Origin of the sequence: Altererythrobacter sp. Root672 (genome assembly GCF_001427865.1) — a bacterium.
In the GTDB taxonomy this organism is placed as follows: Bacteria; Pseudomonadota; Alphaproteobacteria; order Sphingomonadales; family Sphingomonadaceae; genus Croceibacterium_A.
Genome location: NZ_LMHH01000001.1, coordinates 979,692 through 1,000,870, shown reverse-complemented (window position 1 = coordinate 1,000,870; position 21,179 = coordinate 979,692). Strand labels below are relative to the sequence as shown.

The 21,179-nt window shown below is 63.6% G+C and carries 22 protein-coding genes; 10 read left to right on the top strand and 12 right to left on the bottom strand.

Annotation, left to right across the window (positions count from 1 at the left end; translation table 11 throughout):
* Positions 1-5: 5 nt before the first annotated feature.
* Positions 6-653 (bottom strand): carbonic anhydrase, encoded by a 648-nt coding sequence (locus ASD76_RS04845; RefSeq protein ID WP_055919247.1) that lies wholly within the window; start codon positions 651-653, stop codon positions 6-8.
* Between the two features lie 59 nt (positions 654-712).
* On the opposite strand from ASD76_RS04845, the gene lipA reads away from it, so the two are divergent.
* Both lipA and ASD76_RS04835 read left to right on the top strand, forming a co-directional pair.
* Positions 713-1,639 (top strand): lipoyl synthase, encoded by a 927-nt coding sequence (gene lipA, locus ASD76_RS04840; protein WP_055919244.1) that lies wholly within the window; start codon positions 713-715, stop codon positions 1,637-1,639.
* Positions 1,639-2,100, top strand: coding sequence for a type II toxin-antitoxin system RatA family toxin (locus tag ASD76_RS04835; protein ID WP_055919242.1), 462 nt, complete (start codon positions 1,639-1,641; stop codon positions 2,098-2,100). The genes lipA and ASD76_RS04835 overlap by 1 nt, the downstream gene beginning before the upstream one ends.
* On the opposite strand, the gene ASD76_RS04830 is transcribed toward ASD76_RS04835, so the two are convergent.
* From ASD76_RS04830 to ASD76_RS04820, 3 genes are read right to left on the bottom strand one after another with little or no spacing between them, the layout of a single operon-like run.
* A complete protein-coding gene (locus tag ASD76_RS04830; RefSeq protein WP_055919239.1) occupies positions 2,061-2,558 on the bottom strand; it encodes a CinA family protein in 498 nt (165 codons plus the stop codon). The genes ASD76_RS04835 and ASD76_RS04830 overlap by 40 nt on opposite strands.
* Positions 2,555-3,088: a hypothetical protein gene (locus tag ASD76_RS04825; RefSeq protein WP_055919237.1), complete on the bottom strand. Its 534-nt coding sequence runs from the start codon at positions 3,086-3,088 to the stop codon at positions 2,555-2,557. Before ASD76_RS04825 ends, ASD76_RS04830 begins: the two co-directional genes overlap by 4 nt.
* 5 nt (positions 3,089-3,093) lie before the next feature.
* Positions 3,094-4,248, bottom strand: a complete 1,155-nt coding sequence (locus ASD76_RS04820; RefSeq protein ID WP_055919234.1) for a bifunctional 2-C-methyl-D-erythritol 4-phosphate cytidylyltransferase/2-C-methyl-D-erythritol 2,4-cyclodiphosphate synthase — start codon at positions 4,246-4,248, stop codon at positions 3,094-3,096.
* Between the two features lie 81 nt (positions 4,249-4,329).
* Between ASD76_RS04820 and dusB the strand changes: the two genes are divergently transcribed.
* From dusB to ASD76_RS04780, 8 genes are all read left to right on the top strand, one after another.
* Complete coding sequence (dusB, locus tag ASD76_RS04815) at positions 4,330-5,346, top strand: tRNA dihydrouridine synthase DusB (protein ID WP_055919232.1); 1,017 nt, start codon at positions 4,330-4,332, stop codon at positions 5,344-5,346.
* Positions 5,343-6,407, top strand: coding sequence for a two-component system sensor histidine kinase NtrB (locus ASD76_RS04810; RefSeq protein WP_055919229.1), 1,065 nt, complete (start codon positions 5,343-5,345; stop codon positions 6,405-6,407). The genes dusB and ASD76_RS04810 overlap by 4 nt, the downstream gene beginning before the upstream one ends.
* Before the next feature lie 13 nt (positions 6,408-6,420).
* Positions 6,421-7,830, top strand: a complete 1,410-nt coding sequence (locus ASD76_RS04805; protein WP_055922946.1) for a sigma-54-dependent transcriptional regulator — start codon at positions 6,421-6,423, stop codon at positions 7,828-7,830.
* A 62-nt stretch (positions 7,831-7,892) separates the two neighbouring features.
* Complete coding sequence (locus ASD76_RS04800) at positions 7,893-10,121, top strand: ATP-binding protein (protein WP_082553608.1); 2,229 nt, start codon at positions 7,893-7,895, stop codon at positions 10,119-10,121.
* A 22-nt stretch (positions 10,122-10,143) separates the two neighbouring features.
* Positions 10,144-11,526 carry a sigma-54-dependent transcriptional regulator gene (locus tag ASD76_RS04795; RefSeq protein ID WP_055919224.1) on the top strand — a complete coding sequence of 461 codons (1,383 nt, stop codon included), beginning with the start codon at positions 10,144-10,146 and terminating at the stop codon, positions 11,524-11,526.
* 148 nt (positions 11,527-11,674) lie between these two features.
* Positions 11,675-12,238, top strand: a complete 564-nt coding sequence (gene hfq, locus ASD76_RS04790) for an RNA chaperone Hfq (RefSeq protein WP_082553607.1) — start codon at positions 11,675-11,677, stop codon at positions 12,236-12,238.
* A gap of 75 nt (positions 12,239-12,313) precedes the next feature.
* A complete protein-coding gene (gene hflX / locus ASD76_RS04785; RefSeq protein WP_082553606.1) occupies positions 12,314-13,588 on the top strand; it encodes a GTPase HflX in 1,275 nt (424 codons plus the stop codon).
* Complete coding sequence (locus ASD76_RS04780; protein WP_055919216.1) at positions 13,585-14,340, top strand: Stf0 family sulfotransferase; 756 nt, start codon at positions 13,585-13,587, stop codon at positions 14,338-14,340. Before hflX ends, ASD76_RS04780 begins: the two co-directional genes overlap by 4 nt.
* On the opposite strand, the gene mazG is transcribed toward ASD76_RS04780, so the two are convergent.
* From mazG to ASD76_RS04745, 8 genes are read right to left on the bottom strand one after another with little or no spacing between them, the layout of a single operon-like run.
* Entirely contained in the window at positions 14,337-15,095 is a 759-nt protein-coding gene (mazG, locus tag ASD76_RS04775) for a nucleoside triphosphate pyrophosphohydrolase (RefSeq protein ID WP_055919213.1), read from the bottom strand. The two genes, ASD76_RS04780 and mazG, sit on opposite strands and share 4 nt — an antisense overlap.
* A gap of 52 nt (positions 15,096-15,147) precedes the next feature.
* Positions 15,148-15,318: a hypothetical protein gene (locus ASD76_RS18145; RefSeq protein WP_156457544.1), complete on the bottom strand. Its 171-nt coding sequence runs from the start codon at positions 15,316-15,318 to the stop codon at positions 15,148-15,150.
* A complete protein-coding gene (locus ASD76_RS04770) occupies positions 15,315-16,082 on the bottom strand; it encodes an MBL fold metallo-hydrolase (RefSeq protein WP_055919211.1) in 768 nt (255 codons plus the stop codon). Before ASD76_RS04770 ends, ASD76_RS18145 begins: the two co-directional genes overlap by 4 nt.
* Positions 16,079-16,855, bottom strand: coding sequence for a TatD family hydrolase (locus tag ASD76_RS04765; protein ID WP_055919208.1), 777 nt, complete (start codon positions 16,853-16,855; stop codon positions 16,079-16,081). The genes ASD76_RS04770 and ASD76_RS04765 overlap by 4 nt, the downstream gene beginning before the upstream one ends.
* The gene (metG, locus tag ASD76_RS04760; RefSeq protein WP_055919205.1) at positions 16,855-18,405 is read right to left on the bottom strand and encodes a methionine--tRNA ligase; all 1,551 of its coding nucleotides are present in this window, start codon (positions 18,403-18,405) and stop codon (positions 16,855-16,857) included. The genes ASD76_RS04765 and metG overlap by 1 nt, the downstream gene beginning before the upstream one ends.
* Positions 18,398-19,360, bottom strand: coding sequence for a DNA polymerase III subunit delta' (locus ASD76_RS04755; protein ID WP_321164417.1), 963 nt, complete (start codon positions 19,358-19,360; stop codon positions 18,398-18,400). The genes metG and ASD76_RS04755 overlap by 8 nt, the downstream gene beginning before the upstream one ends.
* On the bottom strand, positions 19,357-19,995 hold the full coding sequence (gene tmk / locus ASD76_RS04750) for a dTMP kinase (protein WP_055919198.1): 639 nt from the start codon (positions 19,993-19,995) through the stop codon (positions 19,357-19,359). Before tmk ends, ASD76_RS04755 begins: the two co-directional genes overlap by 4 nt.
* A complete protein-coding gene (locus ASD76_RS04745) occupies positions 19,992-21,179 on the bottom strand; it encodes a D-alanyl-D-alanine carboxypeptidase family protein (RefSeq protein ID WP_235506507.1) in 1,188 nt (395 codons plus the stop codon). Before ASD76_RS04745 ends, tmk begins: the two co-directional genes overlap by 4 nt.

Here is a 21,179-nt window from a genome sequence, read left to right as displayed (position 1 = left end):
GCAAGTCAGGCCGGAGAGAACTTGCCGCTGCGCTCGTCGAGCAAGTGCAGGACGCCGTCGGAGATGGCGAAGAAGGCGCCGCGCAGAGTCAGGTCGTGGCGCTTCTCCTTCTCGCGCACACAGGCAAAGGTGCGCAGGTTCTCAAGGCTGACCTTGACCGCAGCCTGTTCCATGGCCCGTTCGGCCTCGCGGCCTTCAGTACCGAACTCTTTGGCAATCGGATCGCGCGCCTCGTCGAGCAGCTCGATCCAGTCGGCGATGAAGCCGCCTTTGCCGGGCTCGGAGCCGCGCAGTTCTTGCGTCAGGGCGACCTTGCAGCCGCCGCACATACCGTGTCCCATGACCACGATCTCACGCACCTTGAGCACCTGCACCGCGAATTCGAGCGCGGCCGATACACCGTGGTGGCCCGGAGCCGTCTCGAACGGCGGGACCAGCGCGGCGACGTTGCGCACGACAAAGATCTCGCCGGGGTTCACGTCGAAGATTTGCGACGGATCGACTCGGCTGTCGGAACAGGCGATCACCATGACCCTGGGGGACTGGCTCTCACGCAGAGTCGCCCAGCGTTCTCGCTCAGGCTTCCAGCCGTGTTCCCGGAAGCGGCGATAGCCCTGGAGGAGCTCGGCGAGTTCGGTTGTCGGCACGATCATGCTCGCCCCATGCCGCGCGCCATTGCCACTGGCAAGGCACATGCCTAAGTGCGCACTCTATGAACGACCTTTCCGCAGCCCCCCGCCCGGAACGTCAGCGCAAGCCCGACTGGATCCGGGTCAAGGCCCCAGTCAGCAAGGGCTACCATGAGACGCGCACTCTCATGCGGGAACTCAACCTCAACACCGTGTGCGAGGAAGCCGCCTGTCCTAACATCGGCGAGTGCTGGACCAAGAAGCACGCGACGGTGATGATCCTCGGCGACGTCTGCACGCGGGCCTGCGCCTTCTGCAACGTCAAGACCGGCATGCCGCGCAAGGTCGACCCGCTCGAACCAGAGCACGTCGCGGTGGCGGCGGCGAGGCTCGGACTCGAGCATATCGTGGTCACCTCGGTCGATCGGGATGACTTGCCCGACGGCGGGGCGGGGCAGTTCGTCAAGGTGATTGAAGCGTTGCGCCGCAACACCCCGTCGACCACGATCGAGATCCTTACTCCCGACTTCCGTGGCAAGATGCGGCCGGCGGTCGAGGCAATTTGTGCCGCTGGACCCGATGTTTACAACCACAACCTCGAAACGGTGCCACGTCTTTACCCGACGATCCGCCCCGGTGCGCGGTACTACGCCTCGCTCCGCCTGCTCGAAGAAGTGAAGCGCCACGATCCGATGATCTTCACCAAGTCGGGTATCATGCTCGGCCTTGGGGAAGAGCGGCTCGAAGTGCACCAGGTGATGGATGACATGCGCTGCGCCGAGGTCGATTTCCTGACTATGGGCCAATACCTTCAGCCCACGCCCAAGCATGCCAAGGTGGCTGACTTCGTGACGCCACAGGTATTCGACGCCTACGGCGCCATCGCGCGGGCCAAGGGCTTCCTCCAGGTGGCGTCCAGCCCTCTCACGCGATCAAGCTATCACGCCGGGGACGACTTTGCGCAGATGAAGGCGGCCCGCGAGGCCAAGCTGGCTGCACGAAAAGCCTGATGCCCGGTATCCGCGAAACCCGCACGCTGCCTTACAGCGCGGAGCAGATGTTCGACCTGGTGGCCGACGTGGCCAACTATCCGGAGTTCCTGCCGTGGGTCGTAGCGACTCGCGTGCGATCGGATGACGGCAAGGAAATGGTCGCCGACATGCTGGTCGGCTTCAAAGCCCTGCGCGAGAAGTTCACCTCGCGCGTGATCAAGGACCGGCCCGGTCGCCTGGAAGTGATCTACGTCGACGGGCCGATGCGCGATCTCGACAACGTCTGGCACTTCCGCTCGACGCCCGACGGGGGCTGCGAGCTCGATTTCTGTGTCGATTTCAGCTTCAAGAACAGGATGTTCGAGATGCTGGCCGGGCAGTATTTCGATCGCGCTTTCCGCAAGATGGTGGCCGCGTTCGAAACGCGCGCGGCCGAGCTTTACGGCAGCAGCAACTCAAGCGCGCAAAGCGTCGCCTGAAGCCGGACCCCGCCGCGGTCCTGGTTCTCGTAGAATTGTGATTCGGCGTCGGGCGTGTCGTTCCCGCGAACGGCGCGAGCGAACACGACGGTCCCGACCGGCTTCTGCGCGGTGCCGCCATCAGGGCCGGCGATGCCGCTGATTGCGACCGCCACGTCGGCATTGCTCCGCTCGAGCGCACCCCTCGCCATTGCAAAGACGCACGCGACCGAAACGGCGCCGAACGCGTCGATGATGTCGCTCGCGACGCCAAGCGATTGCTGCTTGGCTTCATTCGAATAGGTCACAAAGCCGCGATCGAGCACCTTGGACGATCCCGGAATCTCGGTGATCGCCGCAGCGACGAGGCCGCCGGTGCAGCTTTCCGCCACGGCGACCGTGCGCCCGAGCGCGGCGTTTTCTTCGACCACTCGGCGGGCGAGGGCGGTGATCTCATCGGGGAGGAGGAACTCGCTCATGACAGGCGCGGACACACAGGCAGCTGAACGGGATCGACCAGGCCAACCACGGCGCCAAGCACGCCGCCTGCGACTTCAGGATCGATCGGTGCCATTGCCTCTATTACCCACTCAATGCGGCTACAGTTCCTGGTGTCGATTTTCGCCGAGACTTCCTGCACGATCAGGGCGTCGACCAGCGGGCGTACGGCGTCATCGGGCAGGTTAGCGAGGGTGTCGAGGCCCTGGGCCGAGCCCTGGCGTCCGCCGAGCCATTTGATGATGCCGGACTTCGCCTTGGGCCATACGCGCGTCTGGAGCGCGGTGTAACGCCGACCTAGGGCGTCCCCGCTGCGGGCGAGGTAGCCCCGCTGGGACAGCTCGCTTCCGCACTTGAGGCGCACGGCCTGCAACACGTTGGGCGTGCTGTAGATCGCGATCGCGCCGACTTCCGCCTGGGTCACGCAGGCTTGCTGCGCGCTTGCGAGCGTAGGCTGAACCGCCAGCGCGGCCGCAGCAGCCACGGCTGCCAGCCTCTTTCCAGCAAACATTTACCTCAAATCCTTTCCAGCGGGACCAGCGTTGCGACCGCCTGGGCCGCAATGCCTTCGCCGCGGCCGGTGAAACCCAGTCGCTCGGTCGTCGTGGCTTTCACGCTAACCGCCCCTATGCCGACCCCGAGCAATTCGGCAAGCCGTGCTCGCATGGCGTCACGGTGCGGTCCCACTTTGGGAGCTTCGCAAATCAGGGTGACGTCGACATTGCCAATCTGGAACCCTGCGCGAAGGGCCAGGTCGACCGCGTGTTCGACAAACCGGCTCGAAGGCGCACCTCGCCATTGCGGGTCGCTCGGCGGGAAATGCATCCCGATGTCCCCCGCACCGACCGCACCGAGAACGGCGTCGACCACGGCATGGAGAGCCACGTCCGCGTCGCTATGTCCGGCAAGGCCGTGGGTGTGTTCGATACGAATACCGCAGAGCCAAAGCTCTTCGCCTTCGACGAGGCGATGGACGTCGAAGCCGGTACCGGTGCGAGGATAAGGAAGGGTGGTCATGAAATCCTCGGCAAATGTCAGCTTGCGCAGCCGCTCGTCGCCTTCGACCAACGCTACCGCAAGCCCCGCGGCCCGCGCGACCTGGGCGTCGTCACCGGCCGTCGTCGCGCCCTGCCAGGCCCGGTGCGCGGAGAGAATATCGGAATAGCGAAAGGCCTGGGGCGTTTGCACCCGGCGTAATTGCTCACGGGGAGCGCTGCCCGCCATCAGGCCGCTGGCGTCGACCGCCAGGCTATCGACAACTGGAAGGACGGGTATCGCACCCGGCTGGCCATCCAGCGCAACAAGAAGCCGCTCGACGACTTCCGAAGGGCAGTCGGGCCGCGCTGCGTCGTGAATCAAGACGGCCTCAGGTGCATCCGAGGCCAACACTTCCAGCGCAGACCTCACCGAATCCTGTCGAGTCGCTCCGCCCGTGACCAAGTGGATGTCCGGTAAACCTGCGAGCGCTTGCGCCGCCATTTCCTCATGGCCAGCCGCGATCGCCACGACGACTGGCCTGGCTCCCGCCGCAAGCAAGGCCTCGGCGGAATGACGCACCAAGGGCTTGCCCCGCCACAAGGCGAACTGCTTGGGCACCGGCTGACCGGCGCGAAGGCCCTGGCCAGCGGCGACAATGACCGCGGCGAACCGTGCTGTCGTGGGGGTGCCCATCGTAGGGCGGGCCGCTAGCGGGTTGCGGCACCCCTCGCAATCCACTATGCGCTGCCTGATTTTTAGGCACACACTCCCGCAATGACGACTCTACCCACTCCTCCGGCACTCAAGCCGATCGATATCGGCCCGGTGCGGATCGACTGTCCGGTGATTCTCGCCCCGATGACGGGCGTCACCGACATGCCCTTCCGTACGCTCGTGCGCCGCTATGGCTCGGGCCTCAACGTGACCGAGATGATCGCCAGTCCGGCGATGATCCGCGAAACCCGGCAGAGCCTGCAGAAGGCCGCCTGGCATCCGATCGAGACACCGGTCTCGCTCCAACTCGCAGGCTGCAGCCCGACGGAGATGGCCGAAGCCGCCAAGCTCAACGAGGATCGCGGGGCAGCGATCATCGACATCAACATGGGCTGCCCGGTGAAGAAGGTCGTCAATGGAGAGGCCGGAAGCGCCCTGATGCGTGACTTGCCGCTGGCCGCGAGCCTGATCGAGGCGACCGTCAAGGCGGTGTCGGTTCCGGTCACGGTCAAGATGCGCATGGGCTGGGATCACACGAGCCTCAACGCACCCGAGTTGGCCCGGATTGCCGAGGACCTCGGCGCCAAGCTGATCACCGTGCACGGCCGCACGCGCAACCAGATGTACAAGGGCGAAGCCGACTGGGCGTTCGTCCGCAAGGTGAAGGACGCGGTTTCGCTTCCCGTCATCGTTAATGGCGACATTTGCGGGGTCGAGGACAGCGCCCGTGCACTTGAGCAATCGGGTGCCGACGGGGTCATGATCGGGCGCGGCGCCTATGGGAAGCCGTGGCTGCTTGGGCAGGTCATGCACTGGTGGCGTACCGGAGAGGCGGTACCGACGCCCGGCATCGACGAGCAATATGCACTGCTCGTGGAACACTACCGATCGATGCTCGATCACTACGGGGCAGAGACCGGCGTCAAGATCGCCCGCAAGCACCTGGGCTGGTACACCAAAGGCCTGCCGGGTTCGGCGGAGTTCAGAAACTACGTGAACTTCATCGACGATCACGAACAAGTGCTTGGTGAAATCGCCCGTTTCTACGACCCTTTTCTGCGCCGGGAAGCCGCGTGAACCAAGGCGATCCGGGCACGCCCGATTCCAGAGAACAGATCGCGGGCCTGACTTTCGGCCTGCTGCTGCTGGCGCCCGATCTGACCATCGCGCAGGTCAACCCCGGCGGCGAAAACCTGATTGGCCGCAGCGCGCGCAGGTTGGTGGGCGTGCCACTGCTCGACATTCTCTCGTTTCCCGACAGCCAGATCGGGGAGCGGCTGCGCGGCGAAGAGGCGCAGCTCGTGGCCCGAGGCGTGCCCATCAATTTTGACGGGCGGTCGGCGCTGACAAACCTGACCGTTTCGGCATTGCCGGCGCATCCTGGCTGGCGCGTGGTGACGCTTTCCGATGCAGGGCAGGAAGAGCGCATGGGCGAAGAAGATCGCGCCGTGGCCCTGCGTGGTCCTGCGGTATTGGCACACGAGATCAAGAACCCGCTCTCCGCCATTCGCGGCGCGGCCCAGCTCGTCGCGCGCAAGCTTGAGGAAGGCGACCGCAAGCTGACCGACCTCATCACCGACGAGGTCGACCGCATCGCCCAGCTTATCGACCGCATGCAGCGCCTCGGCCGCGAGCAGCCCGAGCCGGTAGCGCCGTTCAATCTGCATGCCGCGGTTCGGCGAGCGTGCGATACCGTGAGCGCCGCCAGCGACCAGGAAATCCGCATCCGCGAGGAGTTCGATCCCTCGCTACCGCCAGTCCTCGCTAACGAGGGCGCCCTGGTGCAGGTGCTGATCAACCTGATCGGCAACGCGCGGGATGCCTGCCAGGGACAGAAGACACCGGAGATCGTGATCCGCACGCGGTTCGTTAGCGGGTTGGCACGCAACGTCATGCGACTTGGCCGGCCGGTAAAGCTGCCGATCGAAGTCCAGGTCAGCGACAACGGGCCCGGCATCGATCCGGCGCTGCGCGATCATATTTTCGAACCGTTCGTATCGAGCAAGAAGAACGGCCAGGGCCTCGGCCTGGCGTTGGTCAACAAGCTGGTCCGCGACATGGACGGACGCATTGGTCACGAACGTGACGCCACCGGCGGCTGGACGCATTTCCGCGTGCACCTGCCGATGGGGAAGTAGGGAAGGGGTGGGCATGGCAAGACGCGCCCTGTTGGTCGAAGACGACGGATCGATTGCGACGGTCATTACCGCTGCGCTTGAGGCCGAAGCCTTCACCGTGGACCGTTGCGATAGCATCGCCGGACGCGACAGGCTGCTCAGCAAGGGCAGCTACGAGGTGATGCTGACCGATGTCGTCCTGACCGACGGCGACGGGATCGAAACGCTGGGCGAGGTTCACAAAGCCTTTCCTGAGATGCCGGTGATTATCCTCTCGGCACAAAACACGCTCGATACTGCTGTTCGCGCCACCGATACGGGCGCGTTCGAGTACTTCCCCAAGCCGTTCGACCTGGACGAACTGATCCGCGCCGCTTGCCAGGCGGCCGATGCCCGAGTGAGCAGCGGCGCCGGCGGCGACGAGGCCGGGGAGGGCTTGCCCCTGATCGGCCGCAGCCAGGCGATGCAGGACGTCTATCGCATGATCACCCGCGTTCTGCGGAACGACCTGACCGTGCTCATCCTCGGCGAGTCCGGCACTGGCAAGGAACTCGTGGCAGAGGCGATCCACGAGCTCGGCTCTCGCAGAACCGGTCCGTTCGTGGCGGTGAACACCGCCGCCATTCCGCGCGAGCTGATCGAAAGCGAGTTGTTCGGTCACGAGAAGGGCGCCTTCACCGGCGCTGTCAGCCGCTCGATTGGCAAGTTCGAGCAGGCAAACGGTGGCACCCTGTTCCTCGACGAGATCGGCGACATGCCGCCCGAAGCACAGACCCGTTTGCTTCGCGCGCTCCAGTCCGGTCGGATCCGCCGCGTGGGCGGACGCGAAGAGATCGCGATCGACGTCCGTATCATCTCGGCGACCAATCGCGACCTCGGGCCGATGATCTCGGCGGGCAGCTTTCGCGAGGATCTGTACTATCGCCTCAACGTCGTGCCCATCGACCTCCCGCCTCTGCGCGAGCGGAAGGGTGACGTGGAGCCGTTGGCTCGCCACTTCCTGCGTCAGGCGGCGGAAGAGGGCCTTCCGGCACGGCGACTTTCAAAGGAGGCGTCCAACCTTCTCGAGGTACAACCCTGGCGCGGCAATGTGCGCGAGCTACGCAATTTCGTGTTCCGTGCCGCACTGCTGTCGCGGGAAGAAGAGCTCGACACGGCCATTGTCCGCCAGCTCCTGGCAGACCGGCCAGCGCCCGAACCCTCCAAGGAGGCCAGCTTCGATAGCGCCCTCGCATCATGGCTAAGTCAGGGCAAACCGGCCCCGGGCTCGCTCTACCACGAGGCCCTGGCGGCCTTTGAAGTACCGCTGTTCGAACACGCGCTGTTGGAAACGGGTGGCAACCAACTACGGGCGGCTCAGCTGCTAGGCATCAACCGAAACACGCTCCGCAAACGGCTCGACGACTTGCAGATCGATCCTGAGCGTTTCTCCCGCCGGGGATAGACCCTCGCTTCGGCGAAAAACCCCTTGCATTTTTGCAACAGGACCGTTGTAACTCTGCAACGATGGACGACCCCCCCGGTCCTGCAGCGGGCTCCGAGAAGCCCATTCGCGTCCCCCGCTGGTGGCGGCGAGGAATGGTTCATGCGCGGCGGGTAAACGTTTACCTTTGGCTTGAAATCGTTTTCGGCGCGACGCTCGTGGTCATGCTGGCAAGCTCCTGGCTGGCGCTCAGCAATGCAAACCAGGATCGACTCGTTCCCTCGGCGCAGGCCGCGGCGATGCTGGTCGGTTCGCTGATCCCGGCAATGGCCCTGCTGGTCTTGCTCGGGCGGCGCCTGGCGCTCCGCCGGGCGGGTGACACGACCGCGCGGTTGCACGTCAACCTGGTCTTCTTCTTCTCGTTGGTGGCGGCGTTACCGACGCTGTTCGTTGCCGTTTTCGCGAGCGTCCTGTTCCAGTCCGGAGTGGGTTTCTGGTTTTCCGACGATTCACGCGGAATGCTCGAGAACGCCAACCGCCTGGCGCGCGGCTATTACGAACAGAACCAGGAAGAGATCGGCAAGACCACGGTCGCGATGACCGAGGATCTTCGGTACGTGCTCGGCCGGGTCGCTTTCAGTAGCGACGATTTCGTAGAGCAGTTCTACCTCCAGGTCCTGGCGCGCGAACTGAACGAAAGCGCCATCTTGCGGCTGCAGCCCAATGGCGAGCTGATCACCGAAGTGATTGCGGATCCTGATGAAGACAGCGCCCGCCAACGCATCTCCCCAGAAGCCTTGAAGCGGCTGTCGGGCGGCGAACCGGTCGTGGTAACGGCCCGCCAGGACAGCATCGAAGCGGTTGCCCCGGTCGACCTCAAGGCGGGAATATTCCTCTATGCCGAGAGGAACTTACGGGCCGATGCTATGAGCCAGTGGCAACAGGCTCGGACCGTTCTCAGGAATTACGAGGATTTCACACGCCGCGCCCGCGTGCTGCAGATCCAGTTCAATCTTGCCTTGTTCGGCATGTCGCTGGCGCTTGTTGGCCTGGCGGTGTGGTTCGCGCTTCGCTTTGCCGATCGACAGGTCAAACCGCTCACCCAACTGGTGGCGGCAGCCCGTGAAGTCGGCGGCGGCAACTATTCGTTGCGTGTCGCCGGCCGCACGGGGCCCGACGAGATCGGCCTGCTCAACCGCGCCTTCAACCGGATGACCGAGCAGATCGAACGGCAGACAACGGCCCTGATGGGCGTGAACCGCCAGCTCGCCGAACGGCGCGCCTTTACGGAAGCGGTGATCCAGTCGATCACGGCAGGGATCATCTCGGTCGATGCCGAAGGGCAAGTCGCCCTGATGAACAATTCGGCGCAAGCGCTTCTGCTCGATCACGTCGGACCGATGCCGCTCGGCGTAAAACTCGCCGATGTCGCGCCGCAGATAGCCACGCTCCTGCGCAGCGGGGCCACCAGCGGGGTCGTGCAATATCGCAAGGGTGGGGAACTGCTGACGCTCGCGGTCAAGATTGCCCCGACGTCAGACGGCCACGTGATCACCTTCGAGGACATCACGCGCCAGTTGATCGACCAGCGTCAGGCGGCCTGGTCCGATGTCGCGCGCCGCATCGCGCACGAGATCAAAAACCCGCTTACCCCAATTCAGCTCGCCACCGAACGCATCAAGCGGCGCTATCGCAAGCAGATCGAACAAGATGGTGAACTGTTCGAAGAGTTGACCGGCACGATCATTCGCCAGGTCGGCGAGCTCCGCCGGATGGTGGACGAGTTCTCGTCCTTTGCCCGCCTGCCCAAGCCGGTTTTCCGGCAAGAGGATGCGGTGGATCTCGTCCGCCAGGCGATGTTCCTGCAGGAAGTCGGTCACCCGGAGATCGATTACGCGTTCTCGATGCCCGACGAGGTTCCGCCGATCGCCTGCGACAGGCACCAGTTCGGCCAGGCGATGACCAACGTGCTCAAGAACGCCGCCGAAGCGATCGAAGCGAAAGCGCGCGATGCCGGACCCGATTATCGCGGCCGAATTGCCGTAGCCGTCGAGAATGGCGAGCAGCAGGTGACGGTCCGCGTCAGCGACAACGGTATCGGGCTGCCCCAAGGCGGTGAGCGGATCATGGAGCCTTATGTCACGACGCGCGAGAAGGGCACTGGGCTCGGCCTCGCGATCGTCAAGAAGATCGTCGAGGAACACGGGGGCGAATTGAACTTCTCCTCCGCGTCCGATGGAGGAACCTGCGCGACACTTCGCTTCGCGCGCGACCCGATGGCGGCTGGCGCCAGAAACGAGGCCGCAGAATGAGCATGCAAATGGAGATAAGCTAATGGCGCTCGACATCCTCGTAGTGGATGACGAACAGGATATTCGCGAACTCGTCGCGGGCGTGCTGACCGATGAAGGATATGGTTGTCGAACGGCCGGTGACAGCACCACCGCGCTGCGCATGGTGGACGAGCTGCGGCCAAGCCTGGTCCTGCTCGATGTCTGGCTCCACGGCAGCCCCATGGACGGCCTCGAGGTGCTCGACGCGATCAAGGCGCGCGAACCGCAACTGCCCGTGATCATCTTCTCCGGCCACGGTAACATCGACACCGCTGTGTCCGCGATTGGCCGCGGGGCGGTGGACTTCATCGAAAAGCCGTTTGAGGCTGAGCGCCTACTGCTTCTGGTGGCTCGCGCCACCGAGACCGAGCGGCTGCAACGAGAGAACGCCCGCCTGCGCGAAGGGATTGCGCTGGCCGAAGAGTTCACCGGCAATTCCAGCGCAATCAACCAGGTCCGTGCTACGTTGAAGCGCGTTGCCAACACCGGTAGCCGCGTCCTCATCACGGGCCCCGCTGGCTCGGGCAAGGAGGTGGCTGCCCGGTTGCTCCATGCCTGGAGTCCGCGCGCCGACAAGGCCTTCGTCACCGTCAACTCCGCCCGCATCACGCCCGAGCGCTTCGAGCAGGAGCTGTTCGGTGAAGAGGCCGACGGAAAGTTGGTCCGTGCCGGATTGCTGGAGATGGCGGACGGCGGCACGCTCTATCTTGATGAAGTGGCCGACATGCCGATGAGCACGCAGGCCCGAATCCTGCGCGTGCTGACCGAGCAGAGTTTCGTCAGGGCCGGGGGGAATCGCCAGATCAGGGTCGACGTGCGCGTGGTTTCGTCGACCGCTCGCGACCTGGAGAAGGAAATCGCCGAGAAGCGCTTCCGGGAAGACTTGTTCTATCGCCTCAACGTGGTGCCGGTCGGCGTTCCCTCGCTGTCTGAGCGGCGGGAGGACATACCGGTGCTCGCCGAGCACTTCTTCACCCGCTACGCCCGCGAACAGGGCCTGCAAGTCCCCGCGATCTCCACCGAGGCCATGGCAGGGCTGCAGGCCTATGACTGGCCAGGCAACGTGCGCCAGCTTCGCAACGTCGTCGAACGCACCGTCATCCTCGCCCCGCGCGACCGGATGGAACGGATCGAGCCTGACATGCTTCCGGGAGAGATCACGGGCGGCTCGGCCGACAACGGCTCGGGTATCTCGACGCTGATGGGCGTTCCCTTGCGCGAGGCGCGCGAGAGCTTCGAGCGGGAGTACCTTCGTATTCAGATCCGTCGCTTCTCGGGTAACATCTCCAAGACCGCGGGTTTCATCGGCATGGAGCGTTCGGCGCTTCACCGCAAACTCAAGCTGCTCGGAATGAGCGAACGTCATGAAATTGAAAACGAGTGAAAATAAGCTCCACTAGGTGAAAGTTGGTATTTACGGGATGCCAAAGTCCCGCCTAGGTTGATTGAAACTTGTCGGCCGTCTTCTCGTCATACGAGTGGGGCCAGAACGTGGACCGCAAAACGGCCACCAACAAAACGGAGTCAGTTGAATGGCCAAGGAAAAGCTGAGCGCGCGTCCCCGTGCCGTACCGGAGCCGGCGCCCGCACCAGCAGCATCAAGCGGAATGAGGCCGGCCAATCTTCAGGACCAGTTCCTCAACAACCTCCGGCGTGAAAAGACGCCTGTGACCATGTTCCTGGTCAAGGGCGTGAAGCTGCAAGGCATCGTGACCTGGTTCGATAACTTCTCGATCCTGCTCCGCCGCGATGGTCAGTCGCAGCTGGTCTACAAGCACGCGATCTCGACGATCATGCCCGGTCAGCCGGTCGACGCTTCCCAGTTCGAATCCTCGGGCGATGGTTCGCGCAAGCAGCGCCTGCTGCAGGACGTGTTCCTGTCGCGTGTCCGCGATGCCGGCGTGCAGGTCACGATGTTCCTGGTGAACGGCGTGATGCTGCAGGGACGGATCGCTGCTTACGATCTGTTCTGCATGCTGCTCGAGCGCGAAGGCTACGTGCAGCTCGCGTACAAGCACGCAGTTTCCACCATTCAACCCGCGGCGCCGGTCGATCTCACGACCGATTTTGACGGCGACGAAGACTCGGAGGCCTAGGCCTCACGGCCTGGGACCCACCCACTGATTGTCGATGACGAGTTCGAAGGCGAAGTAACCCGCGGGGCGCGGGCCTTGGTCGTTTGCCCAGACATTCGCCGCAAGGGGCGGCAGGCCGAAGACCCGGAAGCTCGCCTGGAAGAGGCGAAAGGCCTGGCGATGGCGATCGGTATCGTCGTCGCCGAGGCTTTCATCATCCCGGTACGCGACGTGCGGGCCGCTACCCTGTTCGGCGAAGGCCAGATCGAACGCATCGCCACAGCCTGCGAACAAGATCAGGCCGAGCTGGTCATCATCGACGGCGCACTTTCCGCGATCCAGCAGCGCAATCTCGAGGAGAAGCTCAAGCGGAAGGTCATCGACCGAACCGGGTTGATACTCGAGATCTTCGGCGAGCGCGCGGCGACTGCCGAAGGCCGCTTGCAGGTGGAACTGGCGCACCTCGACTACCAGCAAAGCCGGCTGGTCCGCAGTTGGACCCACCTCGAACGCCAACGCGGCGGTTTTGGCTTCCTCGGCGGCCCGGGCGAAACGCAGATCGAAGCCGACCGTCGTCTGATCCGCGCCCGCATGGGCAAACTACGCCGCGACCTTGAGCAAGTGCGCAAGACCCGAGCGCTCCATCGCGAGCGGCGAGGGAGAGCGCCTTGGCCGGTGATCGCGCTTGTCGGTTACACCAACGCCGGAAAGTCCACACTTTTCAACCGGATGACCGGGGCTGACGTCATGGCGGAAGATCTGCTCTTCGCCACCTTGGACCCTGCCATGCGGGCGGTACGGCTGCCCGGTATCGACAAGGCCATCCTGTCAGACACAGTGGGCTTTATCTCCGACTTGCCGACGCAGCTCGTCGCCGCGTTTCGCGCCACGCTCGAGGAAGTCACCGCCGCCGACCTGATCGTGCACGTCCGCGACATGGCCAATCCGGACAACTCCGCGCAGAAAGGCCAGGTCCTCCATGTGCTCGAGGACCTGGGCGTTGTAGGCGCCGAAGAAAGCGGGGAGGGGGGCAGCATTCCCATTCTCGAAGCGTGGAACAAGCTCGACCTGCTCGACCCAAACCAGCGCGAAGATCTGCTCGATGCGGCGGAGGAAAATCCCGACGTGGTGCTGATCTCGGCGCACACGGGAGAAGGTGTGGAAGCGCTAGAGGCGCGGGTGGCCTCGCTGCTAACTGAAGGGCACCGTCGATACCGCCTTGAGCTGCCGTTGTCGGACGGTGCCGGTGCAGCGTGGCTTCATCAAAACGGTGAGGTGCTCGAACACGGGATCGAGGGCGATCGTGCGTGGTACGAAGTTCGGCTTTCACCAGGCGACATGGATCGCTTCAAGGCGCGCGAACGGGCGTGATTCCGGCCGACAACGGATACGAAGCAAAATTCGACTTTCCCGAGTGGGAGGGATCGCCGCGGGTTTCCTATCTACTGGCCACAGTCCCGCGTTCGGGAAGCACTTATCTCAGCCACCTCCTGTGGCAGACCGGCTGTTTGGGCGCGCCGCTCGAATATCTCAATTTCGACCCTACCGGTCCTTATGGGCACGCCAGCGAGTCTTCTGTCGAACAGATCAACCTGTGGCAGGCTGCCTTGCGGGGTAGAACATCGCCAAACGGCGTGTTCGGCCTCAAGGGATTTCCCATGCAGTTTGCCGCCCTGCACAGTTCCAACCAAAGGCTCCTTGGGGACGTCATGCGAGGCATCTTCCCCTCACGCCCGGCAAGTCGGGTGATTTGGCTCCACCGTCGCGACACAACCGCTCACGCGATCTCCTACGCCCGGGCAATCCTGTCCGGTGTGTGGCGCAAGGAGCAGGAGGCCATGGGCAGAGCTGAGCCTGAGTATTCGTCGATCGCCATCGAGCGGGCGACGCAACTTATTGAAGATGCCGAAGGGGCTTGGGCCGCGATGCTCGCAGATCTTGGCATCACACCCCTAGAGCTTTGGTACGAGGACGTGGTTGCTGATCCGAGCGCCGCGGTGGAGGCAGTCGCTGCCTATCTGGGCGTGGGACTAGATCCATCGGCGGCGATCGAAGTGCCGGAAATAGGTCGGCAATCGCAGCAAGGCGCCAAGACCTGGGCCGAACGGCACTCCGGAGCCTAGCGGTTAGTCTCGCCCAGCTTCACTTGTTGCCAGAGCGCTTCCTGGCGATCGAGATCCAGCTCGGCAAACTTGCCTTCGGATAGCTGCTCCATCGCTCGATAACGGCGCTCGAACTTCGCATTGGCCTCGCGCAAGGCTTCTTCTGCGGAAATGCCATAGGCGCGCACCAGGTTGACCGCGGCAAAGAGCAGGTCGCCCGCTTCTTCCACCTGCTTGTCTGTCGGAGCGTCCCTCAGCTCCTCAATCTCTTCGTGGAGTTTCGCAGTGGGGCCTTCCGTGTCCGGCCAGTCGAAACCCTGCGTAGCGGCTCGCTTCTGCAACTTCTCGGCACGCAGCAGCGCCGGCAAGGCCAGCGCAACGCCATCGAGCGCGCTGTCGGCTCCCTTGTGGGTACGCTCTGCGGCCTTCAGCGCCTCCCAGCCAGGACGACCTCCATCAGTCTCAGGATCGCCGAACACATGTGGATGGCGGGCCTCCATCTTGTCGGAGATGGCCCGCGCGACATCCTCGAAAGCAAACAGGCCGGCTTCCTCGGCCATGCGAGCGTGAAACACGACCTGCAACAGGAGGTCACCGAGTTCGCCTGGCAGTTCCGCCATGTCGTCGCGGGCGATTGCGTCGGCCACTTCGTACGCCTCTTCAATCGTATAAGGCGCGATCGTCGAAAAGGTCTGAGCGACATCCCATTCGCAGCCGCGCTGCGGATCGCGGAGGCGGGCCATTATCGAGAGGAGGCGGTTGAGCTGATCTGACATGCCAGGATGATAATATATATTATGTTAAATGAGATTACGGATGGTCATGGCATCAATGCCCTATCGCCGAGAAGAACCCGGCGATCAGCAGGAAGATCGCGCCCCATGCCAAAGCCATGACCACGGTCTTCTTTGCGCCGATCCGATGCGCACGATAAGAACCCGCGGCGAGCACGAGCCATCCCGTCAGCGCTATCACCGAAACCCAGGCGTAGGCGTTCATGCGATCAGTTCCATGCCATCATATCCGACCAGAACACCCGGCGGCACTTCCTGGGAAAGCTCCGCATAGTCCATGCTCTTGTCGAGATGCGATAGAACGGCCGTTTTGGCACCGCACAGTTCAATCAACTTGAGCGCCGTCCCGAGGCCCGCATGGGTCGGATGAGGTTCGCGGCGCAGGCAGTCGGTTACCAAGATGTCGATGTCATAGAACAAGTCGACCATCTCATCGGTAATCTCTGCGAAGTCCGTCGCATAACCAATTGATTTTCCGTCAGCCTCGAAGCGATATCCGGTGCTCTTTATTGGCCCATGCGGCATTTCCACGGAGCCCACGGCAAAGCCCTGGTGGATCTTCACTACATCGAGGGTCTCAAGTTGAACGATGGTCGGATAGCCGTCCCGACCCGAGAAGACGTAGCCGAACCGCTGCCGCAGACGACGCGCGGTGTCGGCGGAAGCAAAGCCTGCCAGCGGCGCACTCCGATGGAAGCGCATCGGACGCAAGTCGTCGATCCCGTGACAATGATCAGCATGGTCATGCGTCCAGAAGACCGCATCGACCTTGTCGATGTTGTTGTTCAACAGCTGATGGCGGAGATCAGGCGAGGTATCGACGAGCAACCGCGCCCCTTCGTTGCTTTCGACCATGATCGAGACGCGAGTCCGCCGGTTTCTCGGCTCGTTGGGGTCGCATTCGCCCCAATCATTGCCGATGCGCGGAACGCCGGTTGAGGTCCCGGATCCGAGCACCAGGAGCTTCATGGCGCGGCCTTGCTGAACAGGGCGTAGAAGTTGCGCGTGGTGTTGGCCGCCAGTGCCTCGAGGCTCTCTCCGCGCAACTGGGCCACAAATTCAGCGGTGTCGCGGACATACGCCGGCTCGCAGGTCTTGCCGCGGTGCGGGACCGGCGCCAGGAACGGGCTGTCGGTTTCGACCAGCAGGCGGTCCGCAGGAATTTCCGCAGCGAATTCCTGTAGTTCGCGCGCATTCTTGAAAGTCACTATGCCCGAGATCGAGATGGTCAATCCGAGGTCAAGCACCTTGCGCCCAAACTCGGCCGACGCGGTGAAGCAGTGGATCAGCGCCGGAAACGCCCCCTGCTCCATCTCGTCCGCCAGGATCCCGAATGTGTCGTCATCGGCATCGCGAGTGTGGATGATGATCGGAAGCCCGGTCGTGCGCGCCACCGCGATATGCGTCCGGAACAGCGCCTGCTGCACCGCCCTGTCCGATTTGTCGTAATAGTAGTCGAGGCCACTTTCCCCGATCCCGATCACTCTTGGATGGGCGGCGGCTTCCAGCAGGGCGGCCTCGCCCAAGTCTGCGTGCTGATCGGCCTCGTGCGGGTGAATGCCAATGCTCGCCCAGACGTCGGGCTCGCGCTCAGCCGTCGCGACGATGGCTTCCCATTCCTTGCGTCGTGTCGAGATGTTGAGAAACGCCTTCACACCCGCCTCTCGCGCACGGGCGAGAACAGCCCCTTGGTTCTCAACCAACCCTTCGTAGTTGAGGTGGCAGTGGCTATCGATCAACATCAAGCCGAAGCCTCTGCTGGCAGCTCGAGCCGGGGGAACACCGGCGAGGGATTGTCCACGCGGATCGCTTCGAGCGCCGGATCATTGGCCAGCGCGGCGAAATCGCGAGCGTCCGCCGGGATCGACAGGGCGTCGAGCATCTTGGTCGCCGCACGCGGCGTCACCGGTGAAATCGCAACCGCAAGATCGCGAATACAACCGCATAGGGTGGCCAGAACGCGTTCCATCCGCGCCGGATCGGTCTTGCGAAGCGCCCACGGAGCCTGCTCGTCGACGTAGGCGTTACAGGCAAAGACAGCCTGCATCCACGCTTCCAGGCCAGCGGCAAATGCCAAGGATTCGAACGCTTTGGGCAATTCGACTGAGCACGCGCGCGCCACTTTGTCCCGCAGCGCCTGATCGGCCTCGAGTACCGGCGCCTCGGCGGTAAAGCCACCGTCGCAGTTCTTGGCGATGAAGCTCATCACTCGCTGCGCCAGATTGCCGAAGCTGTTCGCCAGTTCGGCATTGTTGCGGTTCACGATCGCCTCGTGCGACCACGACCCGTCCTGGCCGAAGCTGAACTCGCGCAGCAGGAAGTAGCGCAAGGTATCGACACCGTACCGGTCGGCCAGTTCGCCGGGGTCGGTCACGTTGCCGAGAGTCTTCGACTCCTTCACGCCACGGTTGAGCAGGAAGCCATGGGCGAACACGGCCTTGGGCAGCGGCAAGCCCGCGCTCATGAGGAACGCCGGCCAGTAGACCGCGTGAAAGCGGACGATATCCTTGCCGATCAAATGGAGATTGGCCGGCCAGAACTTGCGAAACTCTGCGGTGTCATCGGGATAGCCGATACCCGTGAGGTAATTGGTCAGGGCATCGACCCAGACGTACATCACGTGGTCTTCGTGCCCGGGAACCTTGACCCCCCAATCGAAGCTGCTCCGACTAACCGAGAGATCGCGTAGCCCACCCTCAACGAAGCGCAGCACTTCGTTGCGGCGGGTGTCTGGTCGCACGAACTCGGGATCGTTGCGAAAAAGCTCGAGCAGCGGTTCCTGGTAGCGCGAGAGGCGGAAGAACCAGCTCTCTTCTACCGTCCATTCGACGGGCGTGCCCTGGGGTGAGAGCTTTTCGCCCCCCTCCCCTTCGACCAGTTCACCCTCGTCGTAGTAAGCCTCGTCCCGGACCGAATACCAACCTTCATAGCGGTCGAGATAGAGATCGCCATTGGCCTCCATCGCCTGCCACAGGGCCTGGCTCGCGCGGTGATGATCGGCCTCGCTGGTGCGGAAGAAGCGATCGTAAGTGATATCAAGCTTGTCGAACAATTCACGGAAATAGCTGGACATTTCGTCCGCCAGTTCGCGTGGAGTTACGCCCAGATCGCGCGCCTTCTGCGCCATCTTGAGGCCATGCTCGTCGGTTCCGGTCTGAAACCGAACCTCACGGCCGCGGAGCCGCTGGAAGCGGGCCATGACATCGGCCGCGATCGTTTCGTAGGCATGCCCGATGTGCGGGCGGCCGTTGGGATAGTGGATAGCGGTAGTAAGATAGTAGGGCTCAACCATAGGCTGGCTCACTAGGGGCGGCGAGAGAGGCGAGCAAGGTGCCGATTTCCATCACCAGCAATCCCGGATCGTAATTGTACGTTGGAGCCTGAGCGCCGAGGCGCACCAATTCGGCGTGGACGTCGGTCAATTGAGGGATTGCGCCCCGGCCCGCGTTGGCCATGCCCTCGGTGACGACCGCGCGAGCAAGATCGATCGCGGCCAATTGCCGCTTGCGGTCCGGGCGGGCTCCCAGCGCCTCTGACAACTTCCCGCGCCGTTCAAAGCTGGCGTCGCCCTTGGCGGCGATCTCGCCCATCAGGCGATACATCGCTCCAAGGTCCAACTGCACGAATTCGAGTGCCGCCCCAGGCGATCCGCCTGACGCCGCAACCGCCGCCTCCCGCGTTGCCGGATCGGCTTCAGGCGCCTCGCGGGAGAGGATCGAGGCCACTTGCTCACTCGTGAGCTTGGGAAAGAGCAACGTCCGGCAGCGTGAGCGGATTGTCGGCAACAGGCGTCCCGGGCGATGCGCGATGAGCATGAAGAAGCTCCCCGCCGGCGGTTCCTCGAGACTTTTGAGCAAAGCGTTCGCGGCGCCCTTCTCAAGCTCGTCCGCGGGGTCGATGATGATTACTCGCCGGCTGCCGAGCGTTGGCCGGGTGGTCAGCCGCTGCTGCATCCCGCGAATCTGCTCGACGGAGATGTTGCGCTTGGTTTGGTAGGGCTTGCCCTCGTCGCGCTTCTTCTCGTCGTCGGCAGTGGCCGGGAGCGGCTCGAGCAGGATGATGTCCGGATGATTTCCCGTCGGCTGAGCGCTCCCAGGCTCCGCCACGAGTTCTCGCGCCGCCTGAAGCGCAAAGCCAGCTTTCCCGAGCCCCCGAGGGCCCGCCAATATCCATCCGTGATGGAGGCGGGGGCCCGCACTTGCCGAGCGCCACTCGCGCCACGGCTCCTCATGACCGGCCAGGGTCACGGATTGCCGTCCAGCAACGGCGCGAGAGCCTGCATGACCTGCCAGTGCGTCTCTTCAAGCGTGCCATTGCCGTCGATCCGCGCGAAGCGCTCGGCCTCAGCGTCGGCAATCCGGGCAAAGGCAGCGCCCACTTCGGCGTGAAAACTGGCATCACGCCCCCCGATGGCATCGGCCAATCCGCAGTCTCGGCGGGCCAGTCGTTCAGCGACCTCGGCGGGAAGGACTTCGATCAGCAGCGTGAGATCGGGCAGCAGTCCGGCCGAGCCGATCCGGTGCAGGGCCAGGATATCCGCGTCGGGCAAGCCCCCTCCCCCGCCCTGATAGGCTCGCGAGGAATCGAGGAACCTGTCGCACACGACCCAGGTGCCCGCTTCGAGCGCCGGGCGGATCACTTGCTCCACATGATCGGCCCGCGCGGCCGCGAATAAGAGCGCTTCGGCTCGCGCCTGCCATCCGTTTCCGGGCGGATGCAGCAGCATCTCGCGAATGGCCTCTGCCCCCGGAGTTCCGCCGGGTTCGCGTGTCTGGATCACCTCTAGGCCCTGTTCCCGCAGAGCGTTGGCCACAAGCTTCGCCTGCGTCGACTTACCGGCCCCTTCACCGCCCTCGAACGCAATGAAGCGGCCGCGCCTCACGTCGCCAGCCCCGCAATTCCATTGACCAGACGGCGGAAAACGCCAGCCTGTTCGACGTCTTCTGCGGCAACCAGCGGCACATCATGCGGTTGCTGACCGGGAAGCGTCACGCGCAGCCAGGCAACTTCCTGCCCCGCCTTGATCGGCGCTTCGATAGGCCCACGATAGCGGACCGAGAGCGTGGCGTTCGCCTTGCTACCGTTCGGAACGCTGGCGAGCACCGGACCCTTGGTCCTCAGCTCGACCACGTCGCTCGATCCGTTCTGGACCCGCGCTTCACCCACCATCGTGTTGTCGGCAAGGATCTTGCGGCTTTCGAATGCATCGAAGCCCCAGTTCATCAGGTCTCGAGCGGTCGTGTTACGAATATTGGGCGTCGGTGCCCCAGCGATCACCATGACCAGCCTCCGTCCATCGCGCTGGGCGGAACCGAGGAAGTTGTAACCGGCTTGGCGAGTGAAGCCGGTCTTGATGCCGTCTGCACCGTCGACCACCCCGGTTATCGGATCGTGATTGGCCTGGGTGATGTCGCGATAGCTCATACCGCGGTGACCGATATATCGATGATAAAGACCGGGATAACGGATGACCATCGCCTCCGCCAAGAGCGCGAGGTCGTGCGCGCTGGTGTAGGTGCGCCCTTCATCCGGCCACCCGTTGGGCGTACCGAAATGCGTGTCGCGCATCCCCAACTCGGCCGCGTTCGCGTTCATCATCTTGAGCCAGGCATCCTGGGTGCCGGCTGCCGCCAGCGACAGGACCACGGCTCCATCGTTTGCCGATACTGTCGTCACGCCCAACAGCAGCTGGCCCACCGTCACCACGTCGCCAGCCTTGAGGAACATCGAAGAGCCTTCGCCCGACCACAGCTCGGCCACTTCCTGGCTCACTGTCACCGGAGTGTCCGAGTTGAGCTTGCCCTCCGCGAGCAACCCGAACGCCGTATAGGCTGTCATCACCTTGGTGACCGAGGCGGGGACGAAGCGCCGGTTGGGCTCACGCGAGTAGAGAGTTTGGCCGCTCGACATGTCGATTAACAGGACGACGGGTATTTCTTCGTGCACCGGCGCGACGACCGTTGAAGTCAGTACCAGAGGCGAGGCCGTCTCGCCGAGCGAGGCCGCAGGGAACGCCGTGCAGACAAAAGCTGCACTTGCGATCAGTCGAAGAGTCGAGAGTTTCAA

Excerpts from the sequence above, each read along its gene's own strand:
- ASD76_RS04825 (WP_055919237.1), bottom strand. The coding sequence starts at position 3,088 with ATGTTTGCTGGAAAGAGGCTGGCAGCCGTGGCTGCTGCGGCCGCGCTG.
- dusB (WP_055919232.1), top strand. The coding sequence starts at position 4,330 with ATGACGACTCTACCCACTCCTCCGGCACTCAAGCCGATCGATATCGGC.
- ASD76_RS04770 (WP_055919211.1), bottom strand. The coding sequence starts at position 16,082 with ATGAAGCTCCTGGTGCTCGGATCCGGGACCTCAACCGGCGTTCCGCGC.
- ASD76_RS04830 (WP_055919239.1), bottom strand. The coding sequence starts at position 2,558 with ATGAGCGAGTTCCTCCTCCCCGATGAGATCACCGCCCTCGCCCGCCGA.
- ASD76_RS04845 (WP_055919247.1), bottom strand. The coding sequence starts at position 653 with ATGATCGTGCCGACAACCGAACTCGCCGAGCTCCTCCAGGGCTATCGC.
- ASD76_RS04805 (WP_055922946.1), top strand. The coding sequence starts at position 6,421 with ATGGCAAGACGCGCCCTGTTGGTCGAAGACGACGGATCGATTGCGACG.
- ASD76_RS04795 (WP_055919224.1), top strand. The coding sequence starts at position 10,144 with ATGGCGCTCGACATCCTCGTAGTGGATGACGAACAGGATATTCGCGAA.
- ASD76_RS04820 (WP_055919234.1), bottom strand. The coding sequence starts at position 4,248 with ATGGGCACCCCCACGACAGCACGGTTCGCCGCGGTCATTGTCGCCGCT.
- hfq (WP_082553607.1), top strand. The coding sequence starts at position 11,675 with ATGGCCAAGGAAAAGCTGAGCGCGCGTCCCCGTGCCGTACCGGAGCCG.
- mazG (WP_055919213.1), bottom strand. The coding sequence starts at position 15,095 with ATGTCAGATCAGCTCAACCGCCTCCTCTCGATAATGGCCCGCCTCCGC.
- metG (WP_055919205.1), bottom strand. The coding sequence starts at position 18,405 with ATGGTTGAGCCCTACTATCTTACTACCGCTATCCACTATCCCAACGGC.
- ASD76_RS04765 (WP_055919208.1), bottom strand. The coding sequence starts at position 16,855 with ATGTTGATCGATAGCCACTGCCACCTCAACTACGAAGGGTTGGTTGAG.
- ASD76_RS18145 (WP_156457544.1), bottom strand. The coding sequence starts at position 15,318 with ATGAACGCCTACGCCTGGGTTTCGGTGATAGCGCTGACGGGATGGCTC.
- ASD76_RS04800 (WP_082553608.1), top strand. The coding sequence starts at position 7,893 with ATGGACGACCCCCCCGGTCCTGCAGCGGGCTCCGAGAAGCCCATTCGC.
- ASD76_RS04835 (WP_055919242.1), top strand. The coding sequence starts at position 1,639 with ATGCCCGGTATCCGCGAAACCCGCACGCTGCCTTACAGCGCGGAGCAG.
- lipA (WP_055919244.1), top strand. The coding sequence starts at position 713 with ATGAACGACCTTTCCGCAGCCCCCCGCCCGGAACGTCAGCGCAAGCCC.